This is a genomic window from Kitasatospora sp. NPDC048194, assembly GCF_043202455.1.
In the GTDB taxonomy this organism is placed as follows: domain Bacteria; phylum Actinomycetota; class Actinomycetes; order Streptomycetales; family Streptomycetaceae; genus Kitasatospora.
Window position 1 is genome coordinate 101,332 of the sequence record NZ_JBIDAK010000016.1, and the last position, 23,017, is coordinate 124,348.

Genomic DNA, 23,017 nt, shown 5'->3' on the forward strand with positions numbered 1-23,017 from the left:
GGCCACGGAGGGGGTCAGCCGTCCTTGAAGAGGGCCTTGCTGACCTCGTTCGGGCCGTCGAAGTTCTTCTGGTCGAGCCCGGAGATGCGCTGCACCAGGGCGTCGTCGGCTCCGTTGGAGCGCGCGGCCTCGGCGAGGTCGTCGCGGTCGGCCGGGTAGTTGACGCCCCGCAGGGCCTTCTGGACGTCAATGGGGCTGAACGAGCTCATCAGGCGTCTCCCTCGGAGAAGGTCGCGGAGCCCGGGCGGGTACCCGAGGCCCGCCCGGCCATGCGCGCGCCGCGGGCCGAATGTCGGCGCTCCGGGCGCGGGGCGCGGCGGGGCGGTGACCGGCCGATCCCGTGGGCCGGTCCGGCGGGCCTGCTGCGTCCCGCTGCGGCCCGGTCGCGGAGGCGGGCCCGGCCGCACAGGCGGGGCCGATGTCGGAGGCGGGGCCGATGTCGGGGGCGGTGCTCATCGCGGCGCGGGGCGGGGTGTGCGGCCGGTGCGGGTCAGCGCCGCAGGAGCAGGTCCGCCGCGGCCTCCGGGCCGCCGGCCCTCCGACAGGCCGTCAGCGTGCAGGGCGCGCCGGGGTCGTCCAGCGGCCGTCCGGCCTCCGGGACCCTGATGGCGTGCGCGCCGACCGCGAGCGCGGCGGCGATCACGGTGTCCTCGCAGCCGATCACCGTGACCCGTGAGGGCGGCAGCCGCAGCGCCCGGCACGCGGCGGTGACCAGGGCTCCGGCGGGCATCCGGCAGGCGCAGCCGTCGTGCGCCGCGTGCGGACACACCGCCCACACGTCGATCGGGCCCAGCAGCGCCTCGGCCCGCGCCTGCACGGCCACGACCTCCCCGCGTCCGAGCAGCCCGCGGGAGACGCCCGGCTGGTTGCTCAGGACGCCGACGGCGAAGCCGGCTGCGCGCAGCGCCGTCAGGGCGGCCCGGATGCCGGCCATCGGGTGGACCATCGCCGGATCGCCGTTGTAGGCGACGTTCTGGAGGAGTGTGCCGTCGCGTCCGAACAGCACGGCGCCCGCCGGGCCGTCCACCGGGGGCGTGCCGGGGCGGACGAACAGCCACGGTTCCGGCCGGTCGGCGGGCACCGGGGCGGCGGGCGGGGCGGTGGCGGCGGTCTCTCCTCGGGAGGTCATACCCCTGCGGGTTGCCATCGCCCGGGAAGTCAAACGGCCGTCGCGGGCGGCGCCGCCCGCCGCCGGCTGTCAGTCGGTGGAGTCCCGGCCGGGGGTGAAACGCTCCCGGTAGCGGCGCACCGCCTGGTCGAGTGCCCGGCGGCCGACCCAGGCGAGCGGCTGGGGGTCGGCGAGCAGCGGCTCGTGGTCGGGCCCCGTCCCGACCACCCGGCCGGTCAGCACCCAGGGCCGGCGTCGCGGGGAACTCTCCGCCAGATCGGCGTACTTCATCACCCGGCGGGCGACCCAGTCGGCGGCCGGGCGGGGCCACCAGGGCTCCGGCCGCAGCGGGGTCACGGACAGCCCCGGCAGCGGGACGTCCGCCTCGTAGTCCCTGCTGCCGGCACCGTCCTGGACGGGCCCCTCGGAGTACCGCAGGTAGACGTCGAGGTCCCCGGTCGCGAGCCAGGTCAGCAGGGAGAGGTCGTCGATCAGGCCCATCCGGTCGGTGCCGGTCTCAGGGCCGGTTGGCTCGTGCATCGCTCGCCCAGCCTCGTGGACATTGGCCGTCCCGGTGGTCGTTCCGGAGCCGGGACGTATCCGGGCGGCTGCCCGGAATCCGGGGCGGCAATCCCGCCGGCCGCGGCCCGCGGATGGCCGGGGTCCGCCCGCGCCTGGCCGGGGTCCGCGCGTGTCGGGCCCGGATCCGCCCGCGTTTGGCCCGGGTCCGCCCGGGGACACGCCGCACCGGCGGGGGCCGTCGACGAGGAGACGAGCCATGTCGAACGATGCCATCGTCCTGCTGCGGGAGGACCACAAGGACGTCCGCCGCCTGTTCCGGGAGTACCGGGGCCTGGCCGAGGGCGGGGGCGGCGACGACGGGGCACGGCACAGGACGGTCCAGCGGATCATCGAGTCGCTGACCGTCCACACCTACCTCGAGGACGAACTGGTCTACCCCCGGATCCGCCAGGAGGTGCCCGACCTCGCCCGGGAGATGGACCGGGCCGAACAGGAGCACCACGTGGCCGACCTGCTCTGCGAGGAGCTGAGCCGGATGTCCCCCGGGGACGACGGCTACGACGCCAAGACGGCCGTCCTGATCGACGCCGTCGAACGGCACATCGAGCAGGAGGAGGCCGAGTGGTTCCCCAGGGTGCGGGCCGTGCTCGGCCGCAAGGAACTGCGGGAGATGGGCGAGCGGATGCAGGCCGTGCGCGAGACCGCGCCCCGTCACCCGGTGTCCGGCGGCGTCCTGCACCGCATCGCCGACGCGCTGGAGGGCTGACCCCCGCCGTCCACCACCCACCGGGCCCGCCGGACGCCCGGCGCGCCGCCACCCGTGTGAAGCCGGGTTTCATCGCGGCCGGTCCGGGCAGCCGAGCGGCAGCCCGCCGCGGCGAACGGACGGCGGGGACACGGAAGGGACCGGAAGCATGGGACACGGCGGGAACGTCATCGCGGAGCTGACGACCGATCACCGCGAGGTCGAGGAGCTGTTCGACAAGGTCCAGGCGCTGCCGCCGGGCGACGAACGGCGCCGCGAGATCGTGGACGAGTTCACGATCGAGCTGGTGCGGCACTCGGTGGCCGAGGAGGAGTACCTCTACCCCGCCGTGCGCGAGCACGTGCCCGGCGGCGGCCCGCTCGCCGACAAGGAGATCTCCGACCACGCGACCGTCGAGCGGCTGCTCAAGGAACTGGAGGGCATGGAGGCCACCGACAGCCGGTTCGACCCCCTCGTCGACAAGGTGGTGTCCGAGGTCAGGGAGCACATCGCCGACGAGGAGCAGAACCTCTTCCCCGCGCTCGCCAAGGCCTGCTCCCCCGAGGCGCTGGACGACCTCGGCGACAAGATCCGGGCGGCGAAGAAGCTGGCCCCCACCCGGCCGCACCCCTCGGCCCCGGACACCCCGCCGGCCAACAAGCTGCTCGCCCCCGGCGCGGGACTCGTGGACCGGGCCCGGGACTTCGTCACCGGCCGCGGCAGGTCCTGACCCAGCGGGCGGGCCCGGGCGACCGGGCCCGCCCCCACCGGCGCGCGGAGGCCGCAGATGCGTGAGCGAGTGGACCGGATCGCGGATCCGTGGGGTGACCGCACCCCCTACGGCCCCGGCGGCCGGTGGCCGACGCGGGTCGACACCTTCCTGGAGCCCGGGGTCCCCGCCGACCGGGTCGAGCGGTGGGTGCGCACGGCGTCGCTGCTGCACTCCAACGGCGACGCCATGGACGTCGCCGTCCTGGACGGCCGGATCGTCGGCGTGCGCGGGCGGGCCGGTGACCGGGTCAACCGGGGCCGGCTCGGCCCCAAGGACCTGTTCGGCTGGCAGGCCAACCACGCCGCCGACCGCCTCACCCGCCCGCTGGTCCGCGAGCACGGGCGGCTGGTGGAGACCGACTGGGACACCGCGATGAACGCCGTGGTCACCCGCTCCCGGCAACTGCTGCGCGACCGCGGACCGGGCTCGATCGGCTTCTACACCACCGGGCAGCTGTTCCTGGAGGAGTACTACACCCTCGCGGTGCTGGCCCGGGCCGGCATCGGCACCAACCACCTGGACGGCAACACCCGGCTGTGCACCTCCACCGCCGCCGAGGCACTGAAGGAGACCTTCGGCTGCGACGGCCAGCCCGCCTCCTACGGCGACGTGGACCACTGCGACACCCTGGCGCTGTTCGGCCACAACATGGCCGAGACCCAACCCGTGCTGTGGATGCGGGTCCTCGACCGGCTGGCCGGCCCCGAGCCGCCCCGACTGGTCTGCGTCGACCCGCGCCCCACCCCGGTCGCCGCCCGCGCCGACGTCCACCTCGCCCCGCGCGCCGGGACGAACGTCGCCCTGCTCAACGCGCTGCTGCACGAGATCATCCGCACCGACCGGATCGACCGCGACTTCGTCGAACGCCACACCGTCGGCTTCGACGAGCTGGCCCGGCGGGTCGCCCGCTGCACACCGGGCTGGGCCGGATCGATCTGCGACGTCCCCGCCCGGGACATCAGCCGCGCCGCCGAACTCATCGGCGGCGCGCAGAGGTTGCTGTCCACCGTGCTCCAGGGCGTCTACCAGTCGCACCAGGCCACCGCCGCCGCCTGCCAGGTCAACAACCTCCAGCTGATCCGCGGCATGCTCGGCCGCTCCGGCTGCGGGGTGCTCCAGATGAACGGCCAGCCCACCGCCGAGAACACCCGCGAGTTCGGCGCCAACGGGGACCTCCCCGGCTTCCGCAACTGGGAGAACGACCAGCACGTCGCCGACCTCGCCGCGATCTGGAACGTCGAACCCGAGCGGATCCCGCACTACGCGCCGCCCACCCCGGCGATGCAGATCTTCCGCTACGCCGAGCAGGGCTCCATCCGGATGCTCTGGATCTCGGGCACCAACCCGGCCGTCTCCCTGCCGGACCTTCACCGCGTCCGCGACGTCCTCGGCCAGGAGCGGCTGTTCACCGTCGTCCAGGATCTCTTCCTCACCGAGACCGCCCGGCTCGCGGACATCGTCCTGCCGGCCGCGACCTGGGCGGAGAAGACCGGCACCTTCACCAACGCCGACCGCACCGTCCACCTCTCCGAGAAGGCCGTCGACCCGCCCGGCGAGGCCCGGCCCGACCTGGAGATCCTGCTCGACTACGCCCGGCGGATGGACTTCCGGGACCGTGACGGCGGCCCCCTCGTCCACTGGCACGACCCGGAGTCGGCGTTCGAGGCGTGGAAGGCGTGCAGCCGCGGCCGGCCCTGCGACTACAGCGGCCTGAGCTACCGCAGACTGCGCGGCGCGAGCGGCATCCAGTGGCCCTGCACCGACGAGGCACCCGAGGGCACCGAACGGCTCTACACCGACGGCATCAGCTGGGCCGCCCCCGACACCTGCGAGAGCTACGGCAGGGACCTGGTCACCGGCGCCTCCGTCTCGGAGACCGAGTACCGGGCCCTCAACCCCGACGGCAAGGCGGTGCTGAAGGCGGCCGAGTACCTGCCCCCGCACGAGGACACCAGCGCCGAGTACCCGCTCCAACTGACCACCGGCCGCACCCTGTACCACTTCCACACCCGCACCAAGACCGGCCGCGCCCCCCAACTGGCCGCCGCCGCGCCCGAGGTGTGGGTGGAACTGTCCGCGGTCGAGGCGCTCGCCCGGCACCTCGGCGAGGGCGACCTCGTCGAGGTCACCAGCCCGCGCGGTTCGGTGCGGGGGCGGCTGCGGATCACCGGCATCCGCGACGGCATGGTGTTCCTGCCCTTCCACTACGGCTACTGGGACGCACCGGGAGGCGACCGCCCGGCCGGGCCGGAGGCGGGCCGGGCGGCCAACGAGACGACCGTCACCGACTGGGACCCGGTGTCCAAGCAGCCCCTGTTCAAGACCGCGGCCGCCCGGATCACCCTGGTCGAACGCGGCGACGGCACCCCCGCTCCCGCGCCCACCACCACCGCCTCCGCCCCCGCCGACCCGGCCCTGACGGCCCCCACCACCGGCGGCCGGACGGCGCTCGCCACCCAGCACACCGAGCCCGCGGAGGACCGGCCATGAGCGGCATCACCCTCACCCTGCGCGCGCTCCACGACGGCGAACGCCGCCTGGAGCGGGACCTGCTCGCCGCGGCGCAGCGCCACAGCGCCGAAGCCGAGGTCCACCACGTGGCCACCGACCTCGCCCACTGGTCGCGCGAGCACAGCCGCCGGATCCCCACCCCCGGCCCGATCGGCCGCCTCGGGGAGAAGGCCGCCGCGGCGCTCGGCCGCCGCCCCGAACCCGGGCTGCTCCTGCTCCACGACCTGCGCGAGCTCCATCTCGGCGCCACCGGCAACTCGCTGTACTGGGAGATGCTCGCCCAGGGCGCACAGGCCACCCGGGACACCGCGCTGCTCGCCCTCGCCGCGCAGTGCCACCCGCAGACGCTGCGTCAGATGCGCTGGACGAACACCATGGTGAAGACCCTCGCCCCGCAACTGCTCAGCAGCGTCTGAGACACCTCCCCACCCGGGGCGCAGGACCCTCGCCCAGGGCGCGGGACCCTCGCCCAGGGACCGGAGCGGGCCTACTCGACGGCCTTCTGGAGGCCGGCCCGGACGAAGTGCAGCAGATCGGCCGCCGTGAGCGCCGTCAGCCCGGAGCAGACCAGCCGGGTCGCCCCCGGCGCCAGCACCGAGGCCGCGGTCAGCCCGGTGGCGACCCACAGACCGGTGCAGAACGGGCAGGTGATCAGCTCGCCGACGGCGCGCCGCGCACCCCGGCCGCGCACCTCCTCGGTGAGCTCGCCCGGGCCGGCCTGGCCGCGGAACCGGGCGAACGGCAGCCTGAGCGGGCTGGTCACCGGGTCCTTGGTGAGCAGCCGGGACAGCCGGTGCACGGCGCCCGCGGTCAGCAGCACGTCCCAGGGGCCGGGCTGCGGCAGCGGCCGCCCCGTACGGCGGGCGAGCGCGGCGAACGCCCCGGTACTGCCGAGGTACACCGCCATGGCGGCGAGGTACCCGGCGATCGGCTGCTCGCCGTCCGGCTCGTAGGCCTCGCGCTCCCGGCGCACCGCGGTTTCGAGGTCGTCGCCGGTGGGGGTTTCCCGGTCGGTCATGGCAGGCTCCGGAGTCCGGGGGGAGGACCGGCACCACCGGTACGGCCTCCCTGGGGGAGTGGATGGTCGCACCCGCGTGTGCCCGCTCCGGCCCGGCCCATACGTGGCCCCCGGCGGCGCTGCGCGGCAGCGGGCGGGAGGCCGCCCCGGGGGTGGGACCTCCGGGGCCCAGCGCCTATCCTGCCGGGATGTCGTCCTCCCACGCGAAGACCGCCGTGCCACCGGGACCGGTCGATGCTCCGGCCGTCCTCCTCTGCGGTTACGGCCCCGTCGGCCGCGCCTACGCGGAGCGGCTGGGCGCCCGGGGTGACGAGCTCGCCGATGCCCATGGGGTGCGGCCGACGCTCGCGGCCGTGCGGGTCGGATCCGCGCAGGTCGTGCTCCGGGGCGGGGACGCCGTCCCGGACCGCTCCCACTGGGCCCCGCTCGAACCGCTGGAACACGTCCTCGAACGGACCGGTGCGCGGGTGCTCGTCCAGGCGCTCCCCTCCTCGCCCCGGGCACGGCAGCAGGCCGCCGAGGAGGCGGGCCTGGCGCTGCGCCGCGGGGTCCACGTGGTCACCGCGACCAAGAGCCACCTGCTGAGCCACTGGCGGGAGCTGGGCGAAGCCGCGCGGGCGGGCCGCAGCCTGATCAGGATCTCCGGTGCGACCGGTGCCGCCCTCCCGACGGCGGACCTGGCGCGCACCGGGGTGCGCGGTCTGGGCTGCCGGTCGATCCGGGCCTGTCCCAACGGGACGGCCACCTTCGTCCTGGACCGCCTGGCGGCCGGTGAGTCCCTGGAGGAGGCGGTCCGCGAAGCACAGGTCCGCGGCATCGCCGAGGCGGATCCCTCGTCGGACCTCTCCGGCGCCGACGCGGCCACCAAGGTCCGACTGCTCGCCGCTCTGCTGTGGGGCTGGGACCCGTCGACGGTGCACGTCAGCACCGAGGCGGTGGACGAGCAGGCCGGCCGGGAGGCGGTCGCCGCGGCGGCCCGCGGACTCCGCCTTAGAGCCGTGGCGACCGCGAGCGCGGACCGCCCCCGTACCGTCGAGGTCCGCCTGGAACGGACGGTGCCGGGCGACCCGCTGCACGCGCTCACCGGACCGGAGAAGGCCGTCGTCTACGGCTGCCCCGACGCGGGGGACATCACGGTCAGCGGCGGCCGCTCCAGCCCGCTCGGCGCGGCGCTCGCCCTGTTGCGGGACACCCTCGACGTGACCGCTCCGCGCCCGTTCGGCTTCGGTTGAGCCGCGCGGCCCGGAGCGGGCCGCCTGCGGCGGGGTTCCGGCCGAGGGGCGGCCGGGGGCGTCGAGGACCCGGGCCGACGGCGCGATCGGTCGGCCGCCGGGCCTTCGGCAGCGTGGCGGTCACCGCTCGGCCTTCCTCGCCAGCCACTCGGCCAGCACGGCCGCCTGACTGTGCTCCGGGTCCTTGGTGGCGGTCAGCAGGGTGAGCCGGTCGTGGGCGGCGAGCTCACGCAGGTGGCCGGCGGCCTCGCGGTGTTCGGCGTCGCGCAGCTCCGCGAGGTAGCGGCGGCGGAACTCGGCGAACCGGTCAGGATCGTGGCCGTACCAGCGGCGCAGCCCGGTCGACGGCGCGACGTCGCGCAGCCACTCGTCCAGGTGCGCGTCCTCCTTCCGCATCCCGCGCGGCCAGACGCGGTCGACCAGGATCCGCTGCCCGTCCTGGGGCGAGGCCTCCTCGTAGATCCGCCGGTAGGCGATCGATGCGGCCATGGCGGCCTCCTCTGGGTTCGGCCTGCTGCGGGGACGGGCGGCGAGCGGCGCCGCCGGGCGACGACGCGCGCCCCCCACCAGGGTGTGCCCCGGCCGCGACGATCCGCACTCGGACGGGGGACGGGCGGCGACGGCGGCGCCGGCACCGCAGCGTGGCGCCCCGGCGCGCCGGGCCGCCGACGCTAGGGTCGCTCCCGGCGCGCGAAGCCGTGTACTCCGTGGAGGACGACGACCCGGGGCGCCGGCGCGGGGCGCGTCATCGGCTCCGCTGCGGAGGTTTCATGACTGCGTCCGACACCGCGCCGTCGCGCGCCCAGGTCCGGGTCCGGCGTGGCAGCACGCTCCTGCGCTGGCTGTTCACCACCGACCACAAGGTGATCGGGAACCTGTACCTGGCGACGGCCTTCGGGTTCTTCCTGGCGGGCGGCCTCATGGCGCTGCTGATGCGGACGCAGTTGCTGGGCCCGGACACCGGCTTCCTGACGAACCAGCGGTACAACCAGCTGTTCACCATGCACGGCACGATCATGCTGCTGCTGTTCGCCACCCCCACCTTCGCCGGCTTCGCCAACGCGATCATGCCGCTGCAGATCGGCGCGCCCGACGTGGCCTTCCCCCGGATGAACGCCTTCACCTACTGGGCCTTCCTGCTGGGCGGGCTGATGGTGCTCAGCAGCTTCCTCACCACCTACGGCGCCCCCGCCTTCGGCTGGTTCGCCTACGCGCCGCTGAACGGTCCGGCCCACGCGCCGGGCACCGGCCCCGACCTGTGGGCGCTCGGCCTAGTGGTGGCCGGCCTCGGGACGATCCTGGGCTCGGTCAACTTCATCACCACCATCACCTGCCTGCGGGCACCCGGCATGACCCTGTTCCGGATGCCGATCTTCAGCTGGAACGTCCTGTTCACCTCGATCATGGTGCTGCTGGCCTTCCCGGTGCTCACCGCCGCCCTGCTGATGCTGGAGGCGGACCGCAAGCTCGGGGCGCACGTCTTCGACCCGGCGAACGGCGGAGCGCTGCTGTGGCAGCACCTGTTCTGGTTCTTCGGCCACCCCGAGGTGTACATCGTCGCGATCCCGTTCTTCGGGATCGTCACCGAGGTCATCCCCGTCTTCAGCCGCAAGCCGGTGTTCGGGTACTACGGGATGATCGGCGCGACCGTCGCCATCACCGCCCTGTCGATGTCGGTGTGGGCCCACCACATGTTCGCCACCGGGCAGGTGCTGCTGCCGTTCTTCTCGATGATGTCCTTCCTGATCGCGGTGCCCACGGGGGTGAAGTTCTTCAACTGGGTCGGGACGATGTGGAACGGCTCGCTGTCGTTCGAGACCCCGATGCTCTGGTCGATCGGCTTCATGGTGACCTTCCTGTTCGGCGGGCTGAGCGGCATCCTGCTGGCCGCTCCGCCGGTGGACTTCCACGTCACCGACAGCTACTTCGTGGTGGCCCACCTCCACTACGTCCTGTTCGGGACGGTCGTGTTCGCGACCTTCGCGGGCTTCTACTTCTGGTGGCCGAAGCTGACCGGGAAGATGCTCGACGAGCGCCTGGGGAAGGTGCACTTCTGGATCCTCTTCGTGGGGTTCCAGGCGACCTTCCTGGTGATGCACTGGCTCGGCGCCCAGGGGATGCCGCGCCGCTACGCGACCTACCTCGAGGTGGACGGCTTCACCTCCCTCAACGTGCTCGCGACGATCGGCTCGTTCCTCCTCGGGGTCTCCAACCTGCCGTTCTTCTACAATGTCTGGACCACCACCCGGCACGGCACGCCGGTCGGCCAGGACGACCCGTGGGGCTGGGGCCGGTCACTGGAATGGGCTACGTCGAGCCCTCCCCCGGAGCACAACTTCCACGCGCTGCCCCGGATCCGCTCCGAGTCACCGGCGTTCGACCTGCACCACCCGGAAGTGGGCACGGAGAAGCGACCGGGCGGCGGAGCCGACCTGCCGTACGGCGGCCGGCGCGCACTTGGCGGCCAGGGCGCCCCGGAGGGCCAGGACGGGCAGGAGGGCGGGCGATGAAGAACGAGGGCCGGTTGTTCGGCATCATGACCGTGTTCTTCGCGGTGACCGGGCTGATCTACGGGTTCTGGGCCCGGGAACCGGCCGGCAAGGCGATCCTGACCGTGGCGTTCCTGATGTCGGGGCTGGTCACGCTGTTCTGGTTCGTCCAGCACCAGCGGCACGGCGGCGGCCGGCCCCAGGACCGCAAGGAGGCCGAAGTCGCCGAGGCCACCGGTCCGCTGGGCTTCTTCCCGCCCCGCAGCGGCTACCCCGTGCTCGCCGCGGCGGGGCTCACGGTCTTCGCGCTCGGCCTGGTCTACGCCCGGTGGCTGCTCGTCGTCGGCGGGCTGGTGCTCGCCGTCGCCGTCTTCGGGTTCACCTTCCAGTACCGCGACCACGGCGGCGGGGACTGACCCGGCGCAGCAGCCGGCCCAGCACCCCGCCCCGGGGCGGGCCGGCCGGCTCCTCGGGCCGGGGGTGCTCCGGCGCGGTCAGGACGGCCTCGACCCGGCGCTCCTCCTGCTCCAGCGTCGTCACGGCGACCCCGTCCCCGTAGTACCAGGAGCCGAGCGCCGCCCGCACCCGCTCCGTCCGCGGCGCGTCCACCGGCGGCGACTGCGGCAGCGGCTCCTCCCGCACCACCATCGCGTAGCGTTCGGCCGCCGAGACCGGCCGGTGGCCCCCGACGAAGCCGCCGTAGCTGGACTGGACGATCCGGCCGGTCTCGTCACCCTCCAGCAGCCGGGCCCGGTCCCTGGCCTGGAGGGCCAGGCAGAGCCGCCGGGTGACCATGAAGGACAGCGGCGGCAGCACGAACACCGACACCCGCAGCACCCAGGTCAGCGCGTTCACCGAGACGCCGAACCCGTACGCGATCACGTCGTTGCCGCCGGCGATCAGCAGCACCGCGTAGAAGACGATCCCGGCCACCCCCAGCCCGGTGCGGGTCTGCTTGTTGCGCGGCCGGTCGCACAGGTGGTGCTCCCCGCCGTCGGGCGTGAGCCAGCGCTCAAGGAAGGGGTAGCCGAACAGCGCCCCGAACAGCAGCCCGGGGACCACCAGGGCGGGGACGAAGGCGTTCCACGACACCGTGTGCCCCGCCACCCCGGTCTCCGCGGCCGGCATCAGCCGCAGCGCCCCCTCGATGAACCCGATGTACCAGTCGGGCTGGGCCCCGGCCCCGACGATGTCGGGCCGGTAGGAGCTGTACCGCCAGATCGGGTTGATCTCCGCGAACACGGCGGACAGCGCCAGGGTCCCGGCGATCGTGAATGCCAGGCCGGTGGTGCGGGCGAGGAACTGCGGGAAGAAGGGCTGGCCCACCACGTTCCGGTTGGTCCGCCCCGGCTTCGCCCACTGGGTGTGCTTCAGCACCACCACCAGCGTCAGGTGCGCCCCGACCAGCGCCAGCAGCACGCCGGGCACCAGCAGGATGTGCAGGGTGAACAGCCGCGGGACGATCACGTGCCCCGGGTACTCGCCGCCGAAGGCGAAGAAACCGAGGTAGCTGCCGACGACCGGCACCGAGAGCAGGACGCCCTCGGCGATCCTGAGCCCGGTGCCCGACAGGGTGTCATCCGGCAGGGAGTAGCCGGAGAACCCCTCCAGCAGCGCCAGACTGAACATCGTGACCCCGATCACCCAGTTCAGCTCGCGCGGGCGGCGGAAGGCACCGGTGAAGAACACCCGCAGCAGGTGCACGCAGATCGACGTGATGAACAGCAGCGCCGCCCAGTGGTGGATCTGACGGACCAGCAGGCCGCCGCGCACCTCGAAGCTGATCCGCAGCGTCGAGGCGTACGCCTCGGACATCCGGACCCCGCGCAGCGGCAGGTAGGAGCCGTGGTAGTCGATCTCGCTCATGCTCGGATCGAAGAAGAGGGTCAGGAAGACCCCGGTCAGCAGCAGCACGACGAAGCTGTACAGCGCCAGCTCGCCGAGCAGGAACGACCAGTGGTCGGGGAACGCCTTGCGCAGCAGCTCCTTGCCCGCCTCCATGAGCGGGAGCCGCCGGTCGAGGGCCCGTGCGGCGCGCTCCCCGAGCGGCGGTCGCCCGGGGCCCGTCCGCGCGGTGGAGTCCGGCAGGCCACCCGGAGACGTGTCGCTACCCTGGTTTCCGTCCATAGCGGGCAACCTAGTGCGAAACGCCCGTTCCGGGCGTGCAGGTCCGCGCGATCCTCCCTCCGCGCGAGGGCGGAGCAACCCCATCGGAGCAAGGCCCGGGTGCGCCCGGGTGCGCAAGCCCCCGCCCGGCCCGGCGGGCCGCCCGCGGTCAGCCTCCGCGCCGGTGCCGCAGTGCGGCCGCCCCGCGTGCCGCGGTGCGGACCAACAACCGCTCCACCGACGGGACGTGGCGCGGCGCCACGGCGGCCACACCGACGGCGGCGGCGACCCCCGCCCAGGCGACCGGCCCGAGCGGGGTGCAGCCGAAGAACCGGCTGACACCGGGGGTCTGCACGAGCAGCACGAGGGCCGCGGCGGAACCGAGGACGGTCACCACGACCAGCCCGCTGCTGCGCCGGTCGCTGAGCGTCTGGACGAGCTGGGCGCCGACCACGCCGCACAGGGCCATGGTGCTGGTGCGCCGCGCCGAGCCGGGGGTGGCGGTGCCGATCAGCCAGGCGGTGGCCCCGCCGAGAGCGGTGACCGCGCCGCGCTGGCGGATCTGCCGGCTCAGCGGCTCCCCGAGCGCCGAGATGCCCTCCGAGGCCGACGGGACGGCGCCCTCGGACGGCCCGTCCGGCGCCTCCGGGCGATCCGCACCGGTCGCGCCGTCGGGAGTGTCCGGGCCGTCGGGGGCGTTCGCGCCCTCCGGGGCGTCCGCGCCCTCCGCGGCGTCCGCGCCCTCCGGGGCGTCCGCGCCCTCCGCGGCGTCCGCGCCCTCCGCGGCGTCCGCGCCGCCGCGCTCGGCCGGGTCGGCCGGGTCGGCCGGGCTGTCGGTGTCCCGGGGCGTGGCGGCCACCGCCATCGCCGGGAACATGTCGGTGAGCAGGTTCACCAGCAGGATCTGCCGGGTCGACATCGGTGCGCTGCCGGACAGCAGCGTGCCGAGCACGGAGAAGCCGATCTCACCGGCGTTCCCGCCGATCAGGATGCTGATCGCGTCCGCCACGCTGCGCCACAGCGCACGCCCCTCGGCGACGGCGTCGGTCAGCGCGGTCAGCTCGTCGCCCGTGACGACCAGGTCGGCCGCATTGCGCGCGGCCGCCGAACCGCGGGCGGCGACGCCGACGCCGATGTCGGCCGCCCGGATCGCGGCGGCGTCGTTCGCGCCGTCGCCGACCATCGCCACCACCCGGCCCGCCTCCCGGAGCGCCTCGACGACCTGCAGCTTCTGTTCGGGGGCGACCCGTGCGACGACGCCGCAGTCGCGCAGCCGCCGGGCCCGTCCGGCCCGGTCCAGGGCGGCGAGGTCTTCGCCGGTCACCAGCTCGACGTCCTCCGGCCAGCCCAGCGAGACGGCGACCGCCCGGGCGGTCGCCGGGTGGTCGCCGGTGAGCATGACGGGCCGCACCTGCGCCCGCCGCAGGCCGTCGATCAGGGCCGCGGAGCCCGCGCGCGGTGTGTCGGCCAGCGCGACGAACCCGACCAGGCGCAGCCGTCCCAGCGGCAGGTCGAGGGCCTGCTCGTCGCCGTCCCATTCCCGGGCGGCGACGGTGAGCACCCGCAGGCCCTCGTCGGCGAGCGCGGTGACCGTCGCGCCCGCGTCGGCCCCGGCGTCGGTGCAGGCCGGCAGGACGACCTCCGGCGCGCCCTTGACCACCAGCAGCCGGTGTCCGTCCTGGTCCGTTCCGGTGGCGCCGGCGTAGCCGCGACTGGCCTCGAAGGGCAGGCTCTGGGCGGGCGTCCAGGCCGGTTCGGGGGCGGCGGCGAGCACCGCCTCGTCGGTGGAGTGGGCGTGGGCGACCGGTCCGTCGTCGGGCGGCGGGCAGGCCCGCGCGGCCATCCGCAGGACGGCTTCGGCCTCGGGCGCGTCCGCGGGGTGCAGGCGGCCGTCCGCCGTGCCGATCCTGCTGACCCGCAGGCGGTTCTCGGTGAGGGTGCCGGTCTTGTCGAAGCAGACGGTGTCCATCCGGCCGAGCGCCTCCAGCACCCGGGGGGTGCGCACCAGGAGTCCGTGCCGGCTGAGCCGGCGGGCAGCCGAGAGCTGGGCGACGGTCGCCACCAGCGGAAGCCCCTCCGGCACGGCGGCCACGGCGACCGCGAGCCCGCCCTGGACGGCCTCGCGGACGGGGCGGCCCCGGAGCAGGGCGAGCACCGCCACGGCGGCGCCGCCGAAGAGGGTGAACGGCAGGTTGCGGTCGGTCAGTTGGCGCAGTCGGGCCTGGACGCCGCCGGGCGGGGGTGTCCGGGCGGCCAGGTGGGCGGCGCGGCCGGCCTCGGTGTCCTGCCCGGTGCCGACCACGACGGCCCGGGCCTGCCCGGCCACCACGGTGGTGCCCTCGAACACCATGCACCGCCGATCGGCGACCGGTGCCTCGGGGGTGGCGTCCACCTGCTTGGTGACCGGGAGCGACTCGCCGGTCAGGGCGGACTCGTCGACCTCCAGGTCGTCGACGTCGAGCAGCCGGGCATCGGCGGGCACCACCTCGCCCGTGTTCAGCTCGATCAGTTGACCGGGCCTCAGCCGGGAGGCGTCCACGGTGCGGGTCCGCTCGCCCTGGGCCCGTTCGTCCTGGGCCCGTTCGTCCCGGACCAGGTGCGCGACCTGACGCTGCGCCATCTCCAGCGCGGAGATGGCATTCTCGGCCCGGAGCCGCTGCACGCCGCCGACCAGCGCGTTCATGCCCATGGCCCCGGCCACCAGCAGGGCGTCCACCGGCGAGCCCAGCAGGGCGGAGGCCGTCGCGCCGACGAGCAGGACCGGTGTGAGCGGATCGTCCAGTTCGGCGCGCACCGCCCCGGCCAGCTGGAAGGCCTGGCGGGCGGGGCCGAACGCCGGGTGCCGGGCCGTCCGGCGCACGGCGTCCCGGGTCGTGCGCAGCGCGGCAGGGGCGGGCCGGGCACCGACCGCCCGCAACCGGGCCAGCGCCTCGCGCGGCGGCAGCGCGTGCCAGGCGGTCCGCGGCGGCGGGTGCGGGGCGCCCTGGACGGAGACCCGCAGTGCGGCGCGCCAGCCGGAGAGCAGCGCGGCGGCCGTCGCGAGGTTGACGGGGGAGAGGCGGGCCGCGACGGGGAAGGTGCCGCGTGCCCGTCTGCCGCGGGTGACGACCAAGAGGCCGGACAGGGCGGTGCCGGCCTCGGCGAGGGTGGTGGAGTGCCGTGCCACCGTCCGGGCGGCGGGGATGGCGGCCAGCAGCCGCCAGACCGCGTCCAGTCCGTGCAGGGCCAGCAGGTCCGCCCCCCACACCACCGCGCTGTCGTCGTCGGTGACGGCGACGGCGAGGTCGCCGCGGAGCAGAGCGGCGAGCACCTCACCGGCGGCCTCGGAGGGCGTCCGGCCGTCGCCGGCGGGGACGTGGGCGACGGTGAGCACCACGTGGCCGTCCCGCTGGAGTTCGGTCACGACCTCGGCCAACGGCCTTTCCATGCCGACCAGTTGGTCGGCAAGGGCGCCGAAGTCGCCGAGCGTTCCGTCGTCGGCGAGGACGACGTGGAGCCCGGCCCGCCGGGCCGCGTCCAGGGCGGCCTCGGCGCGCGGGTCGATCTCACGGCCGATCAGGACGGTGCCCACGTCGGCCCCGTCGGCGCCGGCGATCATCAGCCCGGTGTCGGAGCCGCGCTGGTCCGGGACGGGCCGCAGGTGGATCCGTGCGCGGTCGGCGCCGGTCCGCGTCCCGGACTCCGCGGCGGGCGGGGCGGAGGGCCCGGCGGCGGCCCGGGTCTCCGGCTCGCCGACGGTTGCGGGCCCGGCGCGGGTGCCGGCGGTGCCGAGCGCGGCGGCGGCCGCCAGCCACAGCCGGTCGTGGTCCCAGTCGGGAGCGTTCGGATTGACGTGCAGGACGGTGCGCGCCCTGCCGCGCAGGGCGTCGGGGTGCAGGACCACGGTGTCCACCAGCTCCAGGCGCCGCAGCCGGTCCGGGTTGCGGACCAGCACGCCCTCGCGGGCGAGTTCGGTGCCGACCACGGCGGTGAAGGCGTCCGGCCCGTAGCGGGCGGCCTTGGGGTTCCCGGCGACCAGGGCTTCGGCGGTCTCGGTGAGGTCACGGGTGATCAGCGCGGTGGAGGCGGCGCCGAGCAGGGTGCCGACCACGGCCTGCCCGGCGTACTCCTCGGTGGGCAGCGGGCGCAGCGGCGGCCGGGCGGTCCGGTCGGGCGCCACGCTGACCCGCCCCGCCGCGCAGACGGTGTCGTGGGCGTGGTCGAAGGCGGCCGCTGCGCCGACCGCCTCCAGCAGGCGGCCCGTGCGGAGCACCGCGTCCAGCACCAGCGCGGTGGGGGAGCGCCCGATGCCGTGGGCGGCGGCTCCGGCGGCCGCCAGCACCAGGTCGGTGGTGGTGCTCCCGAGGCGGCGCCGCAGCTCCCGGCGGACGTCCGGGTCCTCGCAGAGCAGGCCCGCGCCCGCGGTGACCAGCCGGGGGGCGCTGCGCAGGCGGACGGTCCGCGCCCCGACGGCGGTGGCCAGGCCGACGGCGTCGCAGGCGAGGCCGAACGCCTGGGTGCGGACGCCGCCGATGCGGTCCGGGTGGGCCGACTCCAGGGTCTCCTCGTCCGACTCCTCGCCGGCCGCCTCCAACCGTTCGCGGGCGGCGAGTTCGGTGGCCCGGCCCACCACCCGGTCGGTGACGGCGTCCTCGGTCAGCTGCACGACCAGCCGGGCGAGGCCGCCGTCCCAGTAGGCGGCGATGACGTCCGGCCGGCGGGCCAGCGCCACGGCGACCTTGCGGGCGGCGGCCTCCACGTTCCGCGCCCGGCCGGCCGCACCCGGTCCGGGCCGCAGCGGCAGTTGCAGCCGGGCGCCGGCCCGCCAGTAGCCCCGGCCGGCCTCGGCGGCGTTCACGGCCACCCGTCCGACCCGCCGCGTGGTGGCGATCGCCTCCGCGGCCCCGTGCGCGCCGGTGCGCACCCCGGCCCCGGCCGCCTCGGACGCCGCCTGCGCGGCGGTGCGGGCGACCGGGACGGCCCGCCGGACGACCGCCGTCGGCACGGCGAGCGCCAGCCCGGCGCCGGTCGCGGAGAGCCTGGTGAGCAGACGCGGAAGCATGCGGGCACCCGCCGTTCAGGACGCCGGACCGGTGCGGCGCCGGGGCGCTCCGCCAGTCGCGCCGCGGGTGGTAGAACGGCCGGAGGGCGTTCCGGCCGGCCCGGACGCCTTGGTCGTCGTACGGCTCCTGGTCGCGGTCCGGCTCCGGCCGCCGGAGGCGGTCTTCCCCGGGCCGGACCGGACCGAGGCCGCCGCGGCCTCCTCGGCGGCCGCGGGCCGCGGCTGGGTCAGCCAGACGGCCGCCGCACCGGCGGCTGCCACCGGCCACTCGACGGCGCCCAGCGCGCCGAGCAGCCCGGCGCCGGCGTAGGCGGCGATGCGGCGCGCCCGGGGCGACACCAGACCGACGGTGTCCAGCACGCCGTTGACGGCGCTGCCGACCGCGTCCGCGCCCGGCACCCGGTGGACGGTGGCGGTCACCGTGCCCACCGGGTGGAGCAGCATCGACGGCCCGGACGGCGGCCGCGGGGGGCCGGTCGTGGTGGATGGATGCTCGTTCATGATCGTCTCGTCCGGTTCGAAGCGGTCCAGGACCTGTCCGGCGTATGCCCGGTCGGATCGGGCCAAACAGTCCGCGCGAGGTGCTCCTCCGCGATGGCCCGTCCTTCCATGGTCCGCCCGGTTCCGTCGGTCCGCGCGGCCCGTCCGGACCGGACGTTACGAGTCGGGTCCGCCGGGTAGGCGCGGCCGCGACACCGGGGGCCGAGACCGGGACGGAAGAGGACTGATTCCCATGCTGCTGCTAGGACTTCTGCTGATGGCGGCGTCCGGTGCCTTCATCGGGCTCCTGATCGCCGACAACCTCTCCGGCGGGCCGGAGTACCAGGTCACGATCCTCGGCAACGACCTCGTGAAGCTCGACAGCCTCGGGATCTTCCTGTCCGGGGTCGCCCTCGCCCTGCTGTTCTGCCTGGGCCTGGCCCTGATGTGGCCGAGGCGGCGGCGTGCCCGCGCGGCGGGGCGCCACACCTACCGCGGCGTCCGCCCGGCGGAGCCGGCCGAGCGGCCGGAGTTCGGCGACACCGGGGCGCGGACGGCTCCCGTGATGCCGGAGGAGCGGGCGGCCGAACAGGGCGGCCGGGCCGGCGACGTACCGGGCGAGGCGGGGCGGCGGCACGGCCGGCACCTGTTCGGCCACTGAGACCACCCCTTCCGAGGGCGCGCGGCGGACCGGCCGGCTGAGGGCCGGTCCGCCTCGCGCCACGTCCGAGCGGACGGCCCCGGCCCGGCCTGTGCCGGGCCCCGCCTCACCGCGCGGTGCCCGGGAGCGGAAAGGAGTGGTGCTCGTGCGCCACCAGCCAGCGTCCGCCCTCCTTCCGCAACCCGACGGTGAGCCGCAGCCGCTGGGCCGGCCGCTCGCCGAGGTCCTGCCGGGTGCCGCACCGCAGCAGGGCGTGGGCGAAGGCCACGTCCGCGCCGGCGGTGACCCGGAGCGACTCCAGCTCGAAGACGGCGCCCTGCGCCTGCCACTCGAAGAACGGCGGCCAGGCGGCCCGGTAGGCGTCGATGCCGAGGACGCCCTCATAGGGCGGCGGCACGTCGAACATGACGATGTCCGAGGAGTGGTCGGCGACGACCCCGTCGAGATCGCCCGCGTGCACGGCCGCGACCCAGCTCCGGATGAGGTCCTCGATCTGCTTCTCGTCGCTCGTGGCCATGGTCAGGATGCTGCGCCGCCCGCGCCCTCCCCGCAACGGCAGGGCCCCGGCCGCGCCCCCGGGCCGTCCCGTGGCGTTAGGAAGCCTTCTTCCGGGGTAACCGCCCGCCGGATCATGAGGACGGCCGCACGAGGAGACGACCAACGATGGACCGGCAGGAGCCGATACCGCCGCTGAGCACCGAGCACGACCGGCGGAGCGGCCACCGGCCGGACACCGCGGTCCGCCGGTTCTGCCTGCGGCTGCGCAGCCGGGCCTGGGACGTCACCAGCGGGCTGCGGCCGCGCACCGTGCTCGCGCTGATCACCGTCTCCGTGGCCCTGCTGGCGGTCGGCCTGCGGGCGTCCGCGGAGCCGCTGTTCTGGGCGTTCACCGGCGGCTGGGCGCTGGCGCTCGCCGTCTCGTTCGCCGTCCTGTGCGCCTGCGCGGGGCCGGGCCGCGACGCCGCCGGGCTCCCGGTGCGCGAACTGCCCGCAGAGGGCGGACCGGCGGTCCGGGGCGGGGACACCGGCGAGCCGACCGAGCCGTGAGGAGCCCGGGCCGTCAGCGGCACCGGCGGTGCGGAGCCCCGGCGGTGCGCGGCCCTGACGGTACGGAGCCCTGACGGTACGGAGCCCTGTCTGTGCGGAGCCCCGGCGGTCGGGGCCTCAGTCCTGCCGCTTGGCGCGGACGATGACCACCGGGCAGCCGGCGTGCTGCGCACAGCGCGTGCTCACCGAACCGAGCAGCGCCCGGGTGAACCCGCCGCGGCCGTCGCTGCCGACCACCAGCACCTCGGCGCCCCGGGCCGCGTCCAGCAGGACGTCGGAGGGATCACCCATCACCATCGCCTGCCGGACCTCGACGGGCTGCTCCCCGTCGAGCGCGGCTCGGAGTCCGTCGGCGAACCGGCGCTCCGCCAGCTCCCGGTCGAAGGTGTGGTCCACCACGGGCGCCGACCAGCCGAAGTGGCTCGGCGGCTCCCATGCGCCCACCGCCTCCACCACACCGCCGATCAGCTGGGCGTGTCGGGTCGCCCAGCGCAGCGCGGCGTGTGACGCCGGTGAGTCGTCCACGCCGACCACGACACGGGGAACCGAGTCGTTCGCGTCCATCTGTACCGTCCTGTCGGTCATCGCTCTCCCACCACGGTGCGGGCCGACCGGGGCTGCTGCCAGTACGGTCCGGCACTCGGGTGACGCAGCCGGGAAATCCGCGGTCCGTCGGCCGTAGCGGTGACGGGCCCGGCTGTCGGCGGCTGCTCCTAGACTGCGGCGCGCAACCGAGTGAAGGAGCAGCAATGGATCGACCCACCGTCCGCGACACGGCCGCCCTGCGCCGGACCGTAGGGGACGCGGCCACGCCCTGGACGGAGGTGGCGGCGGCAGTCCGGGCGCTGGGCCGGGCCGGTGAGGAGGAGCAGGAGTCCGCGACCCGCACATTGCTCGACCGGGAACTCTCCCTGCCGTGGGCCGAGGAGATCGCCGAGGCGATGGCCGACTACGCCGCACCGCACCGTGCTGCCGTGGCCGAGCGCCTGCGCGGACCGGCGAGCGCGACGGGCGCGTTCGACGAGCAGCGGATCCAGGCCGCGCTGGCGCTCGCCGCGCTCGGGCCCGAGTACCGGGACGAGGCCGTCGGCGCACTGCGCGGCGCGATAGCCGACCCGCAGACCGGTCAGCCTTCGCGGTACCGCGCCGCCCAACTGCGCTGGACGGCGGCCCTGGCCCTCGCCCAGACCGATCCGGAGCTCCGGGACGAGGCCGCGGAGGTGATCCGGCGCGAGGACCTGGCGAACGACGGTTGGGAGAACGAGCTGGCCCGTGCCGAGCACCTCCACGAGCTCGGCGGCGCCTGGGCCGAGGAGGCCCGGCGGATGCTGCTGGCGCTGCGGGAGCAGGTGGACGAGGAGTTCGCCGTCGACGTCGACCTGGCACTCGAGGAGTTCGACGAGTCCGAGGACTCCGAGGATTCCGAGGATTCCGAGGAGGACTCGGCCGACGGGTCCGGCGTCCCCGGCCTCCTCTCCCCGGAGGAGTCCGCGGCCCAACTGCGGGCCAGGATCCAGGCCGGCCAGGGCGAGCGCGGTGACGTCTTCGTCGCCCTCTCGGACCAGGCCGGGGACCAGATCTGGAACGTACTGCGCCCGGTGGAGTTCGGCTCGGTCAAACTCACCTGCAAGGAGCTGACCGGGGCGCCGCGGTCGGGCCGACCGAGCCCGGGCCCGGACGCCTCCACCGAGGACTACGTCGTCGAGCTGAACCCCAAGCAGCGCCACCACCGGCCGGTCACCCTGCACTACCGCTACCACCCGGAGCTGGAGGCCGTCCTGGTGCTCACGCTGGTGGTCGACGCCTGAGGCCCGACGGCCGGTACGGGGGCGGCGGCGCCGCAGTCCCGTACCGGAGCGCGCCGACCCGCGCCACCGGGAGCCCCCTCGGGCGGCTGTCGCCACCCGGTCGTCGGACCTGGCGGAACACTCCAAGATCGGTTGGCGATCCTTGTCCCCGGCGCCGGTCCTGCCCTGATCACGACGGCAACAGACTGGCAGGGCGCGGCGGCCGACCGGTCGTCGCACCGCCGACCGACCCAAGGACCGCCACCGTGACCGAGCGCGTGATCGACCCCCGCAACCGGGGCTTCCTCTTCCTCGACTCCCACCCCGCGGGCTGCCGGCACCTGGTGGCCGACATGTGGCGCTCCTGCCCGGAGCCCACCGGCGTGCCGGAGGGCGCCGGGCCGGTCGCGCTGATCATCGGCTCCTCCGCCGGGTACGGCCTCGCGGCCACCCTCGCCGGACTCAAGCGCGCCGGCATCCGCGGGATCGCGGTGTCCTTCGAGAAGGCCCCCACCGAGCGGCGCACCGCCACCGCCGGGTGGTACCGCACCGCGGCCACCGCCGAGCTCGCCCGCGCCGAGGGGCGCGACCTGGTCTTCCTCAACGGCGACGCGTTCTCCGACGCGACGAAGGAACAGGTCGCCGACCTCATCGAGCGGCGTTTCGGCGGCAGCCTGGACTACCTGGTGTACTCCGTGGCCGCGCCCCGCCGCACCGACCCCGCCACCGGCACCACGTACGCCTCCGTCCTCAAGCCGATCGGCCGGGCCGACCGCACCAAGACCCTCGTCTTCGACGACCGGGGCGCTCCGGAGGTCCGGGAGGTGGAGACCGCACCGGCCGGGGGCGACGACGTCGAGCAGACCGTCGCCGTGATGGGCGGCGCGGACTGGGAGCGCTGGATCGACCACCTGGCCGGCCGCGGCCTGCTCGCCGCCGGCTTCACCACCGCGGCGCTGACGTACATCGGCTCGCCGCTGACGGCGGCGATCTACCGGCAGGGGACCATCGGAGCGGCCAAGGCGCACCTGGAGGCCACCGCGCGCAGCCTGAACGAGCGCCTCGGCGCGGCGGTGGGCGGGCGGGCCGTGACCTCCGTCAACGGCGCCGCCGTCACCCAGTCCTCCACCGCCATCCCGGGCATTGCCCTGTACACCGGGCTGCTGCGCGGTGTCCTCGGTGCGGGTGTGGTGCCGCCGATCCGTCAACTGGCGGAGCTGTGGGACCAGCTGACGGGGGCGGCCCCGCTCGCCACGGACGACGAGGGGCGCATCCGGCTGGACGGCTGGGAACTCGCCGACGACGTCCAGGCGGCCGTCGCGCAGCGCTGGGAGGCCGCCACCACCGCCACCGTCGCGGGCCTCGCGGACCTGGAATGGTTCCGCGCCGAGGTCGAGCGCCTGTACGGCTTCTCCGTGCCGGGCGTCGACTACACCGCCGCCGTGGCCACCGACGTCCCCTGGCCCGACCACACCCGCTGAGGCGGCTGTTGGCGCCG

Annotated in this window: 21 protein-coding genes; 11 read left to right on the forward strand and 10 right to left on the reverse strand. The window is 75.4% G+C overall.

Annotation, left to right across the window (positions count from 1 at the left end):
- Positions 1-14: 14 nt before the first annotated feature.
- From ACGF07_RS20685 to ACGF07_RS20695, 3 genes are all read right to left on the reverse strand, one after another.
- Positions 15-209, reverse strand: coding sequence for a DUF2795 domain-containing protein (locus ACGF07_RS20685; RefSeq protein WP_392900848.1), 195 nt, complete (start codon positions 207-209; stop codon positions 15-17).
- 281 nt (positions 210-490) lie between these two features.
- Positions 491-1,129 (reverse strand): HAD-IIIA family hydrolase, encoded by a 639-nt coding sequence (locus ACGF07_RS20690; RefSeq protein ID WP_392900851.1) that lies wholly within the window; start codon positions 1,127-1,129, stop codon positions 491-493.
- Between the two features lie 69 nt (positions 1,130-1,198).
- The gene (locus ACGF07_RS20695; RefSeq protein ID WP_392900854.1) at positions 1,199-1,648 is read right to left on the reverse strand and encodes a DUF6098 family protein; all 450 of its coding nucleotides are present in this window, start codon (positions 1,646-1,648) and stop codon (positions 1,199-1,201) included.
- A 238-nt stretch (positions 1,649-1,886) separates the two neighbouring features.
- On the opposite strand from ACGF07_RS20695, the gene ACGF07_RS20700 reads away from it, so the two are divergent.
- The 4 genes from ACGF07_RS20700 to ACGF07_RS20715 all read left to right on the forward strand — a co-directional run bounded on the left by ACGF07_RS20700 (position 1,887) and on the right by ACGF07_RS20715 (position 6,074).
- Positions 1,887-2,396: a hemerythrin domain-containing protein gene (locus tag ACGF07_RS20700; protein WP_392900857.1), complete on the forward strand. Its 510-nt coding sequence runs from the start codon at positions 1,887-1,889 to the stop codon at positions 2,394-2,396.
- 148 nt (positions 2,397-2,544) lie between these two features.
- Positions 2,545-3,105: a hemerythrin domain-containing protein gene (locus ACGF07_RS20705; protein ID WP_392900860.1), complete on the forward strand. Its 561-nt coding sequence runs from the start codon at positions 2,545-2,547 to the stop codon at positions 3,103-3,105.
- Positions 3,106-3,162: 57 nt separating this feature from the next.
- Positions 3,163-5,637 carry a molybdopterin oxidoreductase family protein gene (locus ACGF07_RS20710; protein WP_392900863.1) on the forward strand — a complete coding sequence of 825 codons (2,475 nt, stop codon included), beginning with the start codon at positions 3,163-3,165 and terminating at the stop codon, positions 5,635-5,637.
- Entirely contained in the window at positions 5,634-6,074 is a 441-nt protein-coding gene (locus ACGF07_RS20715) for a hypothetical protein (protein WP_392900866.1), read from the forward strand. The genes ACGF07_RS20710 and ACGF07_RS20715 overlap by 4 nt, the downstream gene beginning before the upstream one ends.
- A gap of 71 nt (positions 6,075-6,145) precedes the next feature.
- On the opposite strand, the gene ACGF07_RS20720 is transcribed toward ACGF07_RS20715, so the two are convergent.
- Positions 6,146-6,676, reverse strand: coding sequence for a DUF1360 domain-containing protein (locus ACGF07_RS20720; protein ID WP_392900869.1), 531 nt, complete (start codon positions 6,674-6,676; stop codon positions 6,146-6,148).
- A 188-nt stretch (positions 6,677-6,864) separates the two neighbouring features.
- On the opposite strand from ACGF07_RS20720, the gene ACGF07_RS20725 reads away from it, so the two are divergent.
- Positions 6,865-7,908, forward strand: a complete 1,044-nt coding sequence (locus ACGF07_RS20725) for a homoserine dehydrogenase (RefSeq protein WP_392900872.1) — start codon at positions 6,865-6,867, stop codon at positions 7,906-7,908.
- Between the two features lie 120 nt (positions 7,909-8,028).
- Here ACGF07_RS20725 and ACGF07_RS20730 read toward each other — a convergent pair whose 3' ends face one another.
- On the reverse strand, positions 8,029-8,397 hold the full coding sequence (locus tag ACGF07_RS20730; protein WP_392900875.1) for a DUF488 domain-containing protein: 369 nt from the start codon (positions 8,395-8,397) through the stop codon (positions 8,029-8,031).
- 281 nt (positions 8,398-8,678) lie between these two features.
- On the opposite strand from ACGF07_RS20730, the gene ctaD reads away from it, so the two are divergent.
- Both ctaD and ACGF07_RS20740 read left to right on the forward strand, forming a co-directional pair.
- Positions 8,679-10,418, forward strand: coding sequence for a cytochrome c oxidase subunit I (ctaD, locus tag ACGF07_RS20735; RefSeq protein ID WP_350745550.1), 1,740 nt, complete (start codon positions 8,679-8,681; stop codon positions 10,416-10,418).
- Entirely contained in the window at positions 10,415-10,813 is a 399-nt protein-coding gene (locus tag ACGF07_RS20740; RefSeq protein ID WP_350745548.1) for a cytochrome c oxidase subunit 4, read from the forward strand. Before ctaD ends, ACGF07_RS20740 begins: the two co-directional genes overlap by 4 nt.
- Here the strand turns inward: ACGF07_RS20740 and ACGF07_RS20745 are convergent.
- From ACGF07_RS20745 to ACGF07_RS20755, 3 genes are all read right to left on the reverse strand, one after another.
- Positions 10,776-12,524, reverse strand: a complete 1,749-nt coding sequence (locus ACGF07_RS20745; RefSeq protein ID WP_392900880.1) for a cytochrome bc complex cytochrome b subunit — start codon at positions 12,522-12,524, stop codon at positions 10,776-10,778. The genes ACGF07_RS20740 and ACGF07_RS20745 overlap by 38 nt on opposite strands.
- A 148-nt stretch (positions 12,525-12,672) precedes the next feature.
- Positions 12,673-17,544 (reverse strand): HAD-IC family P-type ATPase, encoded by a 4,872-nt coding sequence (locus ACGF07_RS20750; protein WP_392900882.1) that lies wholly within the window; start codon positions 17,542-17,544, stop codon positions 12,673-12,675.
- A 15-nt stretch (positions 17,545-17,559) separates the two neighbouring features.
- Positions 17,560-18,045, reverse strand: coding sequence for a hypothetical protein (locus tag ACGF07_RS20755; RefSeq protein WP_392900885.1), 486 nt, complete (start codon positions 18,043-18,045; stop codon positions 17,560-17,562).
- Between the two features lie 232 nt (positions 18,046-18,277).
- Between ACGF07_RS20755 and ACGF07_RS20760 the strand changes: the two genes are divergently transcribed.
- On the forward strand, positions 18,278-18,685 hold the full coding sequence (locus ACGF07_RS20760; RefSeq protein ID WP_392900888.1) for a hypothetical protein: 408 nt from the start codon (positions 18,278-18,280) through the stop codon (positions 18,683-18,685).
- Between the two features lie 106 nt (positions 18,686-18,791).
- Here ACGF07_RS20760 and ACGF07_RS20765 read toward each other — a convergent pair whose 3' ends face one another.
- Positions 18,792-19,202, reverse strand: coding sequence for a YybH family protein (locus ACGF07_RS20765; RefSeq protein WP_392900891.1), 411 nt, complete (start codon positions 19,200-19,202; stop codon positions 18,792-18,794).
- A 146-nt stretch (positions 19,203-19,348) separates the two neighbouring features.
- On the opposite strand from ACGF07_RS20765, the gene ACGF07_RS20770 reads away from it, so the two are divergent.
- Positions 19,349-19,732 carry a hypothetical protein gene (locus ACGF07_RS20770; RefSeq protein WP_392900894.1) on the forward strand — a complete coding sequence of 128 codons (384 nt, stop codon included), beginning with the start codon at positions 19,349-19,351 and terminating at the stop codon, positions 19,730-19,732.
- A 117-nt stretch (positions 19,733-19,849) separates the two neighbouring features.
- On the opposite strand, the gene ACGF07_RS20775 is transcribed toward ACGF07_RS20770, so the two are convergent.
- Positions 19,850-20,296 carry a universal stress protein gene (locus ACGF07_RS20775; protein ID WP_392900897.1) on the reverse strand — a complete coding sequence of 149 codons (447 nt, stop codon included), beginning with the start codon at positions 20,294-20,296 and terminating at the stop codon, positions 19,850-19,852.
- Between the two features lie 185 nt (positions 20,297-20,481).
- Between ACGF07_RS20775 and ACGF07_RS20780 the strand changes: the two genes are divergently transcribed.
- Both ACGF07_RS20780 and fabV read left to right on the forward strand, forming a co-directional pair.
- Positions 20,482-21,540, forward strand: a complete 1,059-nt coding sequence (locus ACGF07_RS20780) for a hypothetical protein (RefSeq protein WP_392900900.1) — start codon at positions 20,482-20,484, stop codon at positions 21,538-21,540.
- 245 nt (positions 21,541-21,785) lie between these two features.
- Entirely contained in the window at positions 21,786-23,000 is a 1,215-nt protein-coding gene (gene fabV, locus ACGF07_RS20785) for an enoyl-[acyl-carrier-protein] reductase FabV (RefSeq protein ID WP_392900903.1), read from the forward strand.
- The last annotated feature ends 17 nt before the right edge of the window (positions 23,001-23,017 follow it).

Bases quoted from the DNA above. Each gene is read 5' to 3' on its own strand.
- ACGF07_RS20685 (WP_392900848.1), bottom strand. From the start codon at position 209: ATGAGCTCGTTCAGCCCCATTGACGTCCAGAAGGCCCTGCGGGGCGTC.
- ACGF07_RS20690 (WP_392900851.1), bottom strand. From the start codon at position 1,129: ATGACCTCCCGAGGAGAGACCGCCGCCACCGCCCCGCCCGCCGCCCCG.
- ACGF07_RS20695 (WP_392900854.1), bottom strand. From the start codon at position 1,648: ATGCACGAGCCAACCGGCCCTGAGACCGGCACCGACCGGATGGGCCTG.
- ACGF07_RS20700 (WP_392900857.1), top strand. From the start codon at position 1,887: ATGTCGAACGATGCCATCGTCCTGCTGCGGGAGGACCACAAGGACGTC.
- ACGF07_RS20705 (WP_392900860.1), top strand. From the start codon at position 2,545: ATGGGACACGGCGGGAACGTCATCGCGGAGCTGACGACCGATCACCGC.
- ACGF07_RS20710 (WP_392900863.1), top strand. From the start codon at position 3,163: ATGCGTGAGCGAGTGGACCGGATCGCGGATCCGTGGGGTGACCGCACC.
- ACGF07_RS20715 (WP_392900866.1), top strand. From the start codon at position 5,634: ATGAGCGGCATCACCCTCACCCTGCGCGCGCTCCACGACGGCGAACGC.
- ACGF07_RS20720 (WP_392900869.1), bottom strand. From the start codon at position 6,676: ATGACCGACCGGGAAACCCCCACCGGCGACGACCTCGAAACCGCGGTG.
- ACGF07_RS20725 (WP_392900872.1), top strand. From the start codon at position 6,865: ATGTCGTCCTCCCACGCGAAGACCGCCGTGCCACCGGGACCGGTCGAT.
- ACGF07_RS20730 (WP_392900875.1), bottom strand. From the start codon at position 8,397: ATGGCCGCATCGATCGCCTACCGGCGGATCTACGAGGAGGCCTCGCCC.
- ctaD (WP_350745550.1), top strand. From the start codon at position 8,679: ATGACTGCGTCCGACACCGCGCCGTCGCGCGCCCAGGTCCGGGTCCGG.
- ACGF07_RS20740 (WP_350745548.1), top strand. From the start codon at position 10,415: ATGAAGAACGAGGGCCGGTTGTTCGGCATCATGACCGTGTTCTTCGCG.
- ACGF07_RS20745 (WP_392900880.1), bottom strand. From the start codon at position 12,524: ATGGACGGAAACCAGGGTAGCGACACGTCTCCGGGTGGCCTGCCGGAC.
- ACGF07_RS20750 (WP_392900882.1), bottom strand. From the start codon at position 17,544: ATGCTTCCGCGTCTGCTCACCAGGCTCTCCGCGACCGGCGCCGGGCTG.
- ACGF07_RS20755 (WP_392900885.1), bottom strand. From the start codon at position 18,045: ATGAACGAGCATCCATCCACCACGACCGGCCCCCCGCGGCCGCCGTCC.
- ACGF07_RS20760 (WP_392900888.1), top strand. From the start codon at position 18,278: ATGCTGCTGCTAGGACTTCTGCTGATGGCGGCGTCCGGTGCCTTCATC.
- ACGF07_RS20765 (WP_392900891.1), bottom strand. From the start codon at position 19,202: ATGGCCACGAGCGACGAGAAGCAGATCGAGGACCTCATCCGGAGCTGG.
- ACGF07_RS20770 (WP_392900894.1), top strand. From the start codon at position 19,349: ATGGACCGGCAGGAGCCGATACCGCCGCTGAGCACCGAGCACGACCGG.
- ACGF07_RS20775 (WP_392900897.1), bottom strand. From the start codon at position 20,296: ATGGACGCGAACGACTCGGTTCCCCGTGTCGTGGTCGGCGTGGACGAC.
- ACGF07_RS20780 (WP_392900900.1), top strand. From the start codon at position 20,482: ATGGATCGACCCACCGTCCGCGACACGGCCGCCCTGCGCCGGACCGTA.